Source organism: Verrucosispora sp. WMMA2121, from assembly GCF_027460185.1.
Taxonomy (GTDB): Bacteria; Actinomycetota; Actinomycetes; order Mycobacteriales; family Micromonosporaceae; genus Micromonospora; species Micromonospora palythoicola.
Window position 1 is genome coordinate 2,388,521 of record NZ_JAPZBH010000006.1, and the last position, 12,415, is coordinate 2,400,935.

The window sequence follows — 12,415 nt, forward strand, 5'->3', positions numbered from 1 at the left end:
CCGGATTTCCGCGCCAAGCCCGGACGGCCGCTCAGTCCACCACGGTGCCGGCGGCGACCGCCGCTCGCAGCTCGCTGACGTCGATCGAGCCGGTCGGCACGTCGCGTTCGATCGGCAGGTACATCCGCTGGACCGCGGCCACCATCGACTCGACGAGTTTGTCCCGGAACCGAGGAGCGATCAGCCGTTCCCGGTCGGCCGGCGAGGTGAGGTAGCCGACCTCGACCCGCACCGCCGGCATCCGGGTGATCCGGAGCAGGTCCCACGCCTTCGCGTGGGTACGGCAGTCCCGCAGCCCGGTACGCGCCACGATCTCCCGCTGGACCAGCCCGGCCAGCCGTTCACCGGTCGCCGACGTGACCCCGTTGTCGGTGCCGTAGTGGTACGTGGCGACACCCTCGGCCATCGGATTGGCATGGCCGTCGGTGTGCAGCGAGATGAACACGTCGGCGCCGAGCGAGTTGGCCAGCTGCGCCCGGTCGATGTCGGGCAGGCAGGTCTCCGGCGACGGGCCTCGGGTGAGCTGCACCCGTACTCCTGCCGCGGCGAGACGCCCTTCCAGCCGGCTGGCCAGATCGTGCATCAGATCCGCCTCGGTCCAGCGCAGCGGGCCGTCCGTCACCACCACGCCCGGGTCGGTCCCGCCGTGGCCCGGGTCGATGACCACGGTCCGACCGACCAGGGTCGGGCCGGACTGCCGGATGGCGTCGGACTCGCGCAACCACTGCGGCCGGCCGCCGACCACCTTGCGGCCCAGCCGGCGCAGGGCACCCATGGTGTGTGGGCCGCAGGTGCCGTCCGGGACCAGTCCCACCTCACGCTGGAACTGGGCCACCGCCCGGGAGGTGCGGATGCCGTAGATGGCGTCGGCCCGCCCGGTGTCGTACCCCATCTCCAGCAGCCGCTCCTGGAGCGACCGGACATCCTCGCCGGTGAGCGGCACCGGCACCGCGTGGTAGAGGGTGCGGGCACCCAGCCGCCACCGGGCGGCGTCGAGGGCCCGCCAGGTCTCCGCACCGACCCGACCGTCGACACTGAGCCCCCGCGACTGCTGGAACGCGCGGACCGCCCGTTCGGTCGCCGGGTCGAACTCGTCGCTGTGCGGGCCGGTCACCTTCGACAGCAGGTCGAGGCCGGTCAACACCGCACGGATCTCGGTCACCGCGGGTCCCCGGTCACCGGGACGGATCGGACGCACGCACGACCCCCTCTGCACGGTCGGTGGCTGCCGGGCCCCGCCGTGGGCGGGGACCAGGTGCTCACCGGCGTCCGGCGGCCCCGATTCGAGGTTATGCGCTGGGCGATCCGCTCGGGTGGCGGGCGGCGAAAAACGCGTCGACCCCGTGCCGGTGGGCCCGGCACGGGGTCGACGGTGAGGTCGTCGCTGGGGTCAGAGCGCCGATTCGATCAACTTGACCAGTTCGCCCTTGGGCTTGGCGCCGGCGATCGACTGCACCGGCTCACCGTTCTTGAACACGGTGAGGGTCGGCACCGACATCACCCGGTATGTCCGGGCGGTCTCCGGGTTCTCGTCGATGTTGAGCTTGACGATGCTGACCTGGTCGCCCATCTCACCGGCGATCTCCTCCAGCAGCGGCGACACCTTGCGGCACGGCCCGCACCACTCGGCCCAGAAATCCACCAGGACCGGCTTGTCGGACTTCAGTACGTCCGCGGCGAAGCTCGCGTCGGTGACCGACTTCGTTGCTCCCACTGTTGACCCCTCCTCCTGCGTTGTGTCTTCAGCCCTTGGGCAGCGTGGCGATGAAGCGTTCCGCGTCCAGGGCGGCCGCGCAGCCGGTCCCGGCCGCGGTGATCGCCTGCCGGTACGTGTGGTCGACCAGGTCACCGGCGGCGAAGACACCGGGAATGCTGGTCCGGGTGCTGGGGGCCTGCACCTGCACATACCCCTCGTCGTCCAGCTCGACCTGGCCACGGAACAGTTCGCTGCGTGGGTCGTGGCCGATCGCCACGAACACGCCGGTGACGTCGAGCACCTTGGCCTCGCCGGTGTGGACGTTGCGTACCCGAACGCCGGAAACCTTGCCGTCCGCGCCGAGCACCTCTTCCACCACGGTGTTCCACTCGACCTTGATCTTGTCGTTGCTCAGTGCCCGCTCCGCCATGATCTTGCTGGCCCGGAACGTGTCCCGGCGGTGCAGGATCGTCACCGAGTCCGCGAAGCGGGTCAGGAAGCTGGCTTCCTCCATGGCCGAGTCGCCGCCACCGACGACCACGATGTGCTGGTTGCGGAAGAAGAAGCCGTCGCAGGTGGCGCAGGAGGAGACGCCGTGGCCGAGGTACTCCTGCTCACCGGGCACGCCGAGCGGACGCCAGGCGGAACCCGTGGCGAGGATCACGGCCCGGGCGCGGTACGCGGTCTCGCCGACCCAGACGGTGCTCACCGCACCGGGGTGACCGGTGTCGGTCAGCTCGACCCGGGTGACGTCGTCGGTCAGGAACTCGGCGCCGAACCGCTCGGCCTGCTTACGCATGTTGTCCATCAGCTCGGGGCCGAGGATGCCGTCGGCGAAACCGGGGAAGTTCTCCACCTCGGTGGTGGTCATCAGCGCGCCGCCGGACTGCACGCCCTCGATCACCAGTGGCTTGAGGTTGGCACGCGCCGCGTAGACCGCCGCCGTGTAACCGGCCGGCCCGGAGCCGATGATGACCAGGTTGCGGACCTCGTCCACTGCCGTCTCCCAATCGTGTTGACTGTCGTCACCGGCGTACCCGCCGATGCCGATCCGAGTGCCGACGCGGCGGCAACTGATGTGCAGAACGTCATCGTACGAAGCGGGAATTCCCGAGCCGGTCACCCGGTGGGTCAGGTCACGTGGACGGTCAAAAGTCCGGCGACCGCAGGATCACCCTACCCGCGTACGGTAACGGGCGTCCGAGCCGGACCCGGGTACCCCGCACTCCGGGCCGCTGACCCACGCCCAGCTCGTGCCGGAGGCATCGGTGAACTGGAGAACCAGCGCCGGCATCCCCTGGAAGCGGGCGTACTCGACGACGTCGAAGACCAGCGGTCCGCCGCCGTGCTCCGCACCGATCTCCGCGAGGCAGGCACTCAGCGCCGTCTGGTCGCCGAGCCGGGTCAGATCGCCCGGGGCGGCCAGGCGATCCTGGTTCCCCGCGCCGAGCTCCGGATCACCGTCGCTGGAGAACTGCCGGACGCTCGGCGTCAGGTTGGCCAGCGCCTCCGGCGTGTAGTCGGTGTCGCTGCGCTGCGGGGAGCCGACGACCCGGTACGGCACACCGCTCGCTGCGGCGGCACGTTCGGGCGCCGACTTCGTCTCCTGCCGCCCACCGGAGTCCTGCGGGAGTGCGTGCGGCACCGCGGGACTGACGACCCGGTCGTCCAGGGCGGTGTCGGTGGCGACATCGCCCCCCCGGCCGGGCTGGAACAGTTGAAGCGCGCCCAGACCGACCACGGCGGCGGTGGCGAGGGCAACCGGCCCGGCGACCCGGGCCCAGCGGCGACGTCGCGACCCCGGACGCGACGACGAGGTCCGGTCCTGCCCCGGACGCGGCGGCCCACCCGGCCGCCGGGGACCACCCAGCGGCTGGGTCGGTACGACCGTCACCTTCCCGCCGGTCGGCGTCAGGCCCGGGTCGGTGACGGCGGCAGTCCCGTCCCCGGTGGCTGGTGCCCGCTCCGGGTGCTCGGCAACCGCTGTCGTCGGCGCGGTCCCGGCATCGGGTGGATCGGCAGCGGCGAGGACAGCGCTGATCCGGTCGGTGATCTCCGGCGGAATCTCCAGCGTCGGCTCACCCCAGCCGGCCAACTGAGCCCGGACCCGGTCGACGGCCGGGGCAAGGCGGGCGTGGGCGTCGGCCCACGCCGGGTCCTGCGCGACCCGCCGGGCGATCTCGGCGTGCTCGGGGGTGCCGTCCAGCGCGCCGCCGAGGTAGTCGGCGAGCAGGTCGTGGTCGACCGCGCTGAACTCCCCGGCGCTCACGCTTCCTCCTGCTGGTTGGCGGTCGGTCGGGACCGCCCCGACCCCGATCGGACGCCCGACGGTTCCTTCGGGTTCCCGCCGGTGACGTCCGGCACGTCCGGGCGGGAAGCGCCCGCCGGCCCGGTGCCCGGTCGCAGGTGGCCGAGCGTGACCGCGAGCCGGGCACGGCCCCGGGCGCAGCGACTCTTGACCGTCCCTTCGGCGACACCGAGGATCCGCGCGACCTCGGCGACCGGGTAGCCCTGCACGTCCACCAGCACGAGGGCGGCCCGCTGCTCGATCGGCAACGCGGCCAGAGCGTCCCGGACGACCATCGCGGTGTCGTGGTCGGGTACCGGTGCGGCCGGCTCCACGCCACCGGTGGCCGGACCGTCCTCCGGGCCGTGCACTCCGTCGGGCAGCGGGACCGTCGGGTGGGCCCGCCGGCGGCGGATCCGGTCGAGGCACGCGTTGACCACGATCCGGTGCAACCAGGTGGTGACCGCCGAGTCACCCCGGAACCGGTCGGCCGCGCGATGGGCGGACAGCAGCGCGTCCTGGAGGGCGTCCGCGGCCTCCTCACGGTCGCCGAGCGTACGCAGGGCGACCGCCCAGAGCCGGTCCCGGTGGCGGCGGAACAGCTCGCCGAAGGCGTCCCGGTCGCCGGCGACGTGGGCGCGCAGCAGATCGAGGTCGCTGACCGTGTCGTCCACGGAAGCGGCGCCCGTGTGGTCGCGTCCGGCGTCGCGTACCTCCATCACCCGACCCGGTGGCAGCCGCCGTGCTGAGTTCTCATGAACCCTGGACCGTGATCTCCTGCACCCCGATCTTGAAGCCGCCACCGTTCGGCGGCAGCTCGGTGATCCAGAACAGCAGGTAGCGGTACTTCTTGTCGGCGTCGAAGCCGTCGAAGGTCATCGTGGTGCCGTCGTGTTCCTCGAAGGGCTGCCCGATCTTGTTCTTCAGGTACGCCGTGAGCACCTCGTCGTCGCCCGAACTGGACGACGGGGCGTTGGTCGTGCCGGTGAGCAGTTCCGCCGAGGCACCCCGGTCGGAGAGGTTGACCTGCACCGACTTGACGGTCCGCTCGGTGCCGAGGTCGATCCAGACGCCCATGCCCCGTTTGAGGTTGCCGAAGTTGCTGCGGTTGTAGGTCTCGGTGGACCAGCCGTCGTCCTGATCGCCGTCGTAGACCTTCTCGGCGTCGCGCACCTCGCTCCGGTTGCTGCTGTCCGGGTCGATGATCCGGGCGTCGCTGATCTTGAGGTTCCGGACCGCCGGCGCGGCCGGCTCCTCGCTCACCGGCGCGCTCGATGTCGGTGCCGCGACCGGGTTCGTCTGCGGGTCCCCGTCGCCGTCGCCGAGGGTGCTGATCCCGATCAGCAGCCCGATCAAAGCGACCGCCAGCAGGCCGGCGATGCCCAGGGCGACCTTGCGCCCGCCGGCCGCGGCCAACGGTGACGGCTCCTCACCGGTCTCGCCGGCGAACCGCAGCGGGCCGCTGTTGTCGAGGTAGTCGTCATCGGGCACGTCGAGCCGGGACAGCTCGGCCGTCAGCACGTCCGACGGGGGCGGGGCGATCTCGGCGTCGAGCAGATCCATGGTCAGGTCGTCCAGGTAGGCCGGCACACCGGCCCGGACCTGACGGGGCGCCGCGACGGCCCCGTTGGCATCGCGTACCGCGTCGGGAATGGCCGCCCGACCATGCCCGGCGGTGGCACCGCGCAGCGGCGCCTCGGTGTGCGGCCAGTAGCCGGTCATCGCGAAGTAGAGGATGCCGCCGACGGCCCGGACGTCGCTCTCCTGGCTGTCGTCACCGTCGGTGCGGGCGTCCGCGAGCACCACCCGGCCGTCATCGCTGATCATCACCGTGCCGGGGTGCACGTTTCCGTGCACCATGCCGGTGGCGTGCACGGCCGCCAGGGCGCTGGCGACGGAGTTACCGACGGCGGTCGCCCGGGCGGCGTCCAACGGCCCGCTCGCGACCAGGTCCCGCAGGGACTGACCGTCGACCCACTCGCGTACCACGTAGGCCCGCTCGGCCTCGTCGATGGCGTCGTAAACGCCGACGAGGTTGGGGTGGACGACCCGGCTGGCGGCGACGGCGGCCTGGAGCATCTCGGTGGCGGACTCGCCGCCCGGGTAGCGCATGACGACCGCGACGGGCCGGCGCAGCACGACGTCGACCCCACGCCAGACCAGCCGGCCGGCGCTGTCGTTGTTGATGTGCTCGACCAGTTCGTAACGTTCGGCGAGGATCTCACCGGCCGTCGGAGCACCGAAGGTCATGACCGGCGGAGTGGTCTCGTCCGCGTCCTGACCCTCGCCGACCTGGGTCACCCGTCCTCCCTCGGTGATCGTGTCGATCGATGGACCCGCGCTGCTGGGCATCTGCTTCCCGCTCCGCCTTCGTCTGGTACCGGCCGGCCGGTCGCAGCAGGGTGCCGCGCGCCGGTGTCTGCCGTACCCGTCGAGTGCGACCTTACCCGGGATGGCCCGGTCCCCGACATGTCATCTTCCCGCCGTCCGGTGGCGGCGAGGTCAGCGGTCGGCGGACTCGTCCCGTTGGCACCGTTGTCGGCCCGGTTGCTGGTACATGTACCAGCCAATCTAGAGGTTGACCACAACCAGCTCCGGCCGGGGCGGAACCGGTCGCGTCGGCGAGTTCGGCAGCGCCGGATTCCCCGTCCATCGGGCGGGCATGCTCGGCCGTCCGGTTGGTTATCCACAGGCCGATCCGTCAGTTGAGCGGCGGCGCGCGGAGTTATCCACAGGTACATCCCCAGCCTGGTGATCCTCGGTCACGCTCGGTGCACGCCGGACCGGACGGGTTCAGCGGCCGAGCCGGCGGCGGACCATCCCGACCACCTCGGTGATCTCGGAGATCCGCAACACGGTCGCCAGGCCGAGGTAGGTGCCGCCGATGACCGCGCCGCCCACCACCAGCTGCACCATCGCCGCCGGCCAGGTCGGCGTGTCGCCGCCGGGCAGCAGGGCGACCACCAGCAGGCCGACCAGCGCGGCACCGAGCGCGGCGACGGTCACCCGGCCGAGGGTCCGCAGGATCGCGCCCAGCCCGATCTGACCCACCCGGGGGCGCAGCAGCCAGGCCGAGGCGATGGCGGCAGCCAGGTAGGAGACCGTGTTGCCGACCATCATCCCGGCTCCCGTGAAGCTCGCCGAGAAGACCAGGAAGAGCGCGATCTGCACCCCGACCCGCAGCGCCACGACCGGAATGTTGATCAGCGCCGGCATCCGGGTGTCCGGCAGCGCGTAGAAGGCGAAGGTGAACAGCTGACTGATCGCGAACGGGACCAAGCCGATCGCGGCGACCAGCAGCACGGTCGACGTGGCCACCGCGTTCTCCGCGCTGAAGGCGCCGTAGCGGAAGACCACCACCGAGATCGGGGTGGCCAGCACCGCGTAGCAGACCGCGATCGGGGCGAGCACGGCGCTGACGGTCCGCGTACCCCGGCTCAGGTCGTTGGTGAAGTCGTGGAACCGACCGTCGGCCGCGGCGGAGCTCATCCGGGGCATCAGTGCCGTGATGATCGAGACAGCGATGATGCCGTGCGCCATCATCAGCAGCAGGAAGACGTTGTTGTAGATCAGCAGGCCGGCGTTGTCCTCGCCGGCCGCTCGGGTGAGCAGGTTGACGACCACGAAGAGGCCGAGCTGGTTGACCGCCACGTAGCAGAACATCCAGCCGCCGAGGCGGGCCAGTTCACGCAGCCCGAGTTCCCGGAAGTCGAACCGCAGCTTCCACCGGAAGCCGACCTTGCGCAGCGCGGGCAGCAGACCGGCGGCCTGCACCGCGACGCCGAGCAGCGTCCCCCCACCGATCAGGAGGACCTGGTTCAGCCCCACGTCGGCGGGCTGCCGGGCCTGGGCGCCGAAGACCACGATGTACGTGCCGAAGGTGGCGATGGCGACGAGGTTGTTCAGAATGGGCGCCCACATCGGCGCCGCGAAGTGACCCCGGGTGTTCAGAATGGCCGCGATGAGTGCGCTGATGCCGGTGAAGAAGAGCATCGGCAGCATCAGGTACGACAGCTTGGTGACCAAGCCGGTGTAGTTGTCGTCCTTGCCGCTTGCGTAAAGACTGGTCAGTACCGGTGCCGCGATCACCGCGATGAGCACGGTCGCGGCGAGGGCGACGACCGCCAGGGTCAACAGCCGCTGTGCGTACGCCTGGCCCCGGTCGGAGTCCAGCTTGCTCCGGCGGACCAGCACCGGGATGAGCACGCTGGTCAGGATGCCGCCGAGCAGGAACTCGTACACCTGCTGCGGCAGGAACATGGCGGTGGTGAAGACGTTGCCGATCAGGTTGCCGAGGGCCGCGCCGATCATGAGGTTGCGGAGGAAGCCCGTACCCCGGCTGACCAGGCTGCCGATCGCCATGATCGCGCTGTTCGCGGCGACGCTGCTCTCCGCGACCTGCTCCTGCGGCGGCGCGACCGCCTCGGCCGCCGGCTGGTTCAGCGGCTCCGCGGAGATGAACGTGGCTCCGTCACCGGGCCGGCCGCCGGGCGCGCCGCCCTGCTGGGCGTTCGCGCTGCGGTAGAGCCCGCCGCTCATCTGTGCCTCCAAGGGGTACGCCGGAGCCGGCACCGGCCCGCACGCCACAGACCTTAGTCAACCGTCGACCGTTACCCGCGCCCGGCGGAGGGGATGCCGGCCAGGACCGATAGGCTGCGGATCCGATGTCCGAAGCCGCCGCATCCCACGCCACCGACCGCCGCGATCTCACCGCCGCGCAGCGCAACGCCGTCGCCGAACTGCTCCGGGTCTCCCCGGTGGCCGACGAGTTGGGCCGCCGATTCGCCGCCGCCGGTCACGAACTGCACCTCGTGGGTGGTTCGGTACGCGATGCCCTACTCGGCCGGCTCGGTGAGGATCTCGACTTCTGCACCGACGCGCACCCGGACCAGACGCTCGACATCGTGCGGGGCTGGGCCGAGGCGATCTGGGAGACCGGCCGCGAGTTCGGCACCATCGGCTGCCAGCGTGGTGGCCTGCGACTGGAGATCACCACCTTCCGCGCCGAGTCGTACGACCAGGTCAGCCGCAACCCGGTGGTCGCCTACGGCACGAGCCTGGCAGAAGACCTGCGACGGCGGGACTTCACCGTCAACGCGATGGCGGTGAGCGTCCCGGAGCACCGGTTCACCGACCCGTACGGCGGGCTGGCCGACCTGGCCGCGAAGATCGTGCGTACCCCGGGTACGCCCGCCGAGTCGTTCGGCGACGACCCACTGCGCATGCTGCGGGCCGCCCGTTTCGCCGCGCAGTTGCGCTTCGCGGTGCACCCCGACGTGCGGGCGGCGATGACCCGGATGGCGACCGACCTGGATCGGATCACCGCCGAGCGGATCCGCGACGAGTTCACCAAGCTGCTCTGTGGCGCCGACCCGATCGCCGGCCTGCGGCTGCTCGTCGACACCGGGTTGGCCGAGCGCTTCCTGCCGGAGTTGACCGGGCTCAAGCTGGAGATCGACGAGCACGCCCAACACAAGGACGTCTACGAGCACACCCTCACGGTGGTCAGCAACGCCGTCTCGTACGAGGAGGACGGGCCGGACTTCGTGCTGCGGATGGCCGCGCTGATGCACGACGTGGGCAAGCCGGCGACCAAGGCGATCGGCCCGGACGGGCGGGTCAGCTTCCACCACCACGAGGTGGTCGGCGCCCGGTTGACGAAGGTGCGGATGAAGGCGCTGCGTTACCCCAGAGACGTCACCGCGAAGGTGACCACGCTGGTCGGGCTGCATCTGCGCTTCTACGGGTACGGCCGGGGCGAATGGACGGACTCGGCGGTGCGCCGGTACGTCACCGACGCCGGTGACCTGCTGCCCCGGCTGCACAAGCTGACCCGCTCGGACTGCACCACCCGCAACCGGCGCAAAGCGGCCCAGCTGGCGGCGGACTACGACGCGCTGGAGGAGCGGATCGCCCGGATCGCCGCCGAGGAGGATCTCGCCCGGGTCCGACCCGACCTCGATGGCAACGCGATCATGGAGCTGCTCGGTGTGTCGCCCGGGCCGGTGGTGGGACGGGCCTGGAAGCACCTGAAGGACCTGCGGCTGGAGCGGGGGCCGCTGGATCGTGACACGGCCGAGGCGGAGCTGCTGCGCTGGGCCCGCGACGAGGGCATCGTCGGCTGACCGCAGCCTGATCGGCGACGCTCGTCCACTGCGGATGCGCAAGACCTGACGGTCGATACGACGAGACGCTTACGTTTCGACCGAAAGGTTGACGCGGCTCTCTCCGTACCCATTCATGATGTTGACACGTCCGCCGTCCGCTGCTGCTCGGCAGCCGGAGCCGGACGATCCAATGTTTGTCCGACCGTCCATGGGACGGTCGACGACCGACGGGGGTAACACCTAGTGAAACGCCGTGGCGTACTGCGCCGCTCGGCGGCGGCGGGGCTCGCCCTCGCCACCGCCTCGTCCCTCATCGGCGTCGTCTCCGGCGGTGCCGCGACGGCAGCCCCGGCCGACAACCAACCTCGTCGGGAGCTGATCGGCAAGACGGGCGCCGGCGTCGTGCCGGGCCGCTACATCGTCGTGCTCAAGGACCGGGGGGCCACTTCCAGCTCGGTCCGGGCGACCGCCTCGGCGTTGAGCCGCGCCAACGGCGGCAGTGTCCGGCTGGTGTTCGGCAACGCCCTCAAGGGCTACTCGGCCGCGCTGAACCAGCAGCAGGCGGAGCGGCTGGCCGCCGACCCCGCCGTCGCCTACGTCGAGCCGGTCCGGCGCCTGTCGGCCAACTCGACGCAGACCAGCCCGCCGTCCTGGGGCCTCGACCGCCTGGACCAGGCCTCCGCGAAGCTGACCAAGACCTACACGTACCCGAACACCGGCAGCAAGGTCACCGTCTACATCCTGGACACCGGCATCAACGTCAAGCACCAGGACTTCGGCGGACGAGCCAGCATGGGCTACGACGCCATCGACCCGGAGGCGGCCCCCGGCGCGAACGGGGACTGCAACGGCCACGGCACGCACGTCGCCGGCACCGTCGGAGGCGCGAAGTACGGGGTGGCCAAGGGCGTCAAGCTGGTCGGCGTACGGGTGCTCGACTGCGACGGTTACGGCACCACCGAACAGGTCCTCGCCGGCATCAACTGGGTGACCACGAATGCCAGTAGGCCGGCCGTGGCCAACGTGAGCCTGGGTGACGTCACGGCCATCCCGTCGATCGACGAGGCGGTGAAGCGGTCCATCGACTCCGGCGTCACCTACGCGATCGCCGCCGGCAACGCCTGGATGGACGCCTGCAAGGCGTCGCCGGCCCGGGTACCGGACGCGATCACCGTGGGCGCGACCGACCGGGTCGACATGCGCGCCTGGTTCTCGAACTACGGCAAGTGCGTCGACGTGTTCGCCCCCGGCGTCAGCATCGTCTCGGCGCGGCACGACAGCAACACCGGCGGTGTCGGATTCAGCGGCACCTCGATGGCGGCTCCGCACGTGGCGGGCGCGGCGGCCCTGCTGCTGCACACCAACCCCACCTGGCAGCCGAAGCAGGTACGCGACCGGATCGTCACCACCGGCATCGCCGGGGTGGTCTACGACACCAAGGGTTCGATGGACCGGCTGCTGACCGTGGGTTCGGTGACCCCGGTCCGCAACGGGTACGGCTTGAAGGCGCTGTCGAACGGCAGATACGTCACCGCCGCCAGCACCACGAAGGCGCTGGTAAACAACGGTACGAGCATGGGTACCGCGCAGCGGTTCGACATCGTCAACGCCGGCGATGGCCTGGTCGCGCTGCGTTCGAAGCAGACCGGCCGCTACGTGGTGGCACCGAGCAAGGGCACCCTGCCGCTGATCGCCAGCCACAAGACGATCGTCACCCCGGCCAAGTTCACGGTCGTGAACCACACCGACGGCAAGGTCAGCCTCAAGGCCAAGACCAACGGGAAGTACGTGACGGCGTCGACGACCGGCACCGCGGTGCTCCGGGCGAACCGGACCAGCATCGGCACCAACGAGAAGTTCACGCTTGAGGCACCGGCACCGGTGATCAGCATCAGGTCCAAGGCCAACAGCAGGTACGTGGTGGCTGCCAGCAGCACCACCCCGCTGGTCGCCAGCAGTACGAGCGTCACCACCTCGGCGAAGTTCCAGATCGTCAAGCAGGGCGACGGTTTCTTCGGCCTCAAGGCGCTGTCCAACGGCCGGTACGTGACCGCGGCGAGCAGCGGCACCAAGCCGCTGATCGCCAGCAGCACGACGCTCGGACTCTGGCAGACCTTCGACTTCGTGGACTACAACGGCGACGGAACCGTCTTCTTCCGGGCCAGCGACGGCCAGGCGGTCTCGGCCGGTGCGTCCGGTACGAGCAAACTCATCTCGAACAAGACGATCAGGTGGACGGCCTTCGAACTGGGGCTGGGCAACGGCGAGAAGTTCACCGTCTCCGCCGCCTGACCAGCATCTGACCTCTTCCGGCGCCCGCCGGAG

Annotated in this window: 9 protein-coding genes; 2 read left to right on the forward strand and 7 right to left on the reverse strand. The window is 70.8% G+C overall.

The genetic code is table 11. From position 1 onward, the window contains the following. Positions 1–31 precede the first annotated feature (31 nt). From O7605_RS19885 to murJ, 7 genes are all read right to left on the reverse strand, one after another. Positions 32–1,198 carry an N-acetylmuramoyl-L-alanine amidase gene (locus O7605_RS19885; RefSeq protein WP_269740559.1) on the reverse strand — a complete coding sequence of 389 codons (1,167 nt, stop codon included), beginning with the start codon at positions 1,196–1,198 and terminating at the stop codon, positions 32–34. A gap of 192 nt (positions 1,199–1,390) precedes the next feature. Beyond that, positions 1,391–1,714 (reverse strand): thioredoxin, encoded by a 324-nt coding sequence (gene trxA, locus O7605_RS19890; protein WP_164448776.1) that lies wholly within the window; start codon positions 1,712–1,714, stop codon positions 1,391–1,393. Positions 1,715–1,742: 28 nt separating this feature from the next. Further along, positions 1,743–2,693, reverse strand: a complete 951-nt coding sequence (gene trxB / locus O7605_RS19895) for a thioredoxin-disulfide reductase (RefSeq protein WP_164448777.1) — start codon at positions 2,691–2,693, stop codon at positions 1,743–1,745. Positions 2,694–2,867: 174 nt separating this feature from the next. Continuing rightward, positions 2,868–3,965: a hypothetical protein gene (locus tag O7605_RS19900; RefSeq protein ID WP_269740560.1), complete on the reverse strand. Its 1,098-nt coding sequence runs from the start codon at positions 3,963–3,965 to the stop codon at positions 2,868–2,870. Further along, entirely contained in the window at positions 3,962–4,702 is a 741-nt protein-coding gene (gene sigM / locus O7605_RS19905; protein WP_269740561.1) for an RNA polymerase sigma factor SigM, read from the reverse strand. Before sigM ends, O7605_RS19900 begins: the two co-directional genes overlap by 4 nt. 34 nt (positions 4,703–4,736) lie before the next feature. Continuing rightward, positions 4,737–6,335, reverse strand: coding sequence for a protein kinase family protein (locus O7605_RS19910; protein WP_269740562.1), 1,599 nt, complete (start codon positions 6,333–6,335; stop codon positions 4,737–4,739). A 441-nt stretch (positions 6,336–6,776) separates the two neighbouring features. Continuing rightward, positions 6,777–8,522: a murein biosynthesis integral membrane protein MurJ gene (gene murJ, locus O7605_RS19915; RefSeq protein WP_269740563.1), complete on the reverse strand. Its 1,746-nt coding sequence runs from the start codon at positions 8,520–8,522 to the stop codon at positions 6,777–6,779. Between the two features lie 125 nt (positions 8,523–8,647). Between murJ and O7605_RS19920 the strand changes: the two genes are divergently transcribed. Both O7605_RS19920 and O7605_RS19925 read left to right on the forward strand, forming a co-directional pair. Further along, positions 8,648–10,108: a CCA tRNA nucleotidyltransferase gene (locus O7605_RS19920; RefSeq protein WP_269740564.1), complete on the forward strand. Its 1,461-nt coding sequence runs from the start codon at positions 8,648–8,650 to the stop codon at positions 10,106–10,108. 225 nt (positions 10,109–10,333) lie between these two features. Further along, entirely contained in the window at positions 10,334–12,382 is a 2,049-nt protein-coding gene (locus O7605_RS19925) for a S8 family serine peptidase (RefSeq protein ID WP_269740565.1), read from the forward strand. Positions 12,383–12,415 lie beyond the last annotated feature (33 nt).

What these genes read in the sequence shown, in the direction of transcription:
- sigM (WP_269740561.1), bottom strand. Translation starts at nt 4,702, where the DNA reads ATGGAGGTACGCGACGCCGGACGCGACCACACGGGCGCCGCTTCCGTG.
- O7605_RS19910 (WP_269740562.1), bottom strand. Translation starts at nt 6,335, where the DNA reads ATGCCCAGCAGCGCGGGTCCATCGATCGACACGATCACCGAGGGAGGA.
- murJ (WP_269740563.1), bottom strand. Translation starts at nt 8,522, where the DNA reads ATGAGCGGCGGGCTCTACCGCAGCGCGAACGCCCAGCAGGGCGGCGCG.
- O7605_RS19920 (WP_269740564.1), top strand. Translation starts at nt 8,648, where the DNA reads ATGTCCGAAGCCGCCGCATCCCACGCCACCGACCGCCGCGATCTCACC.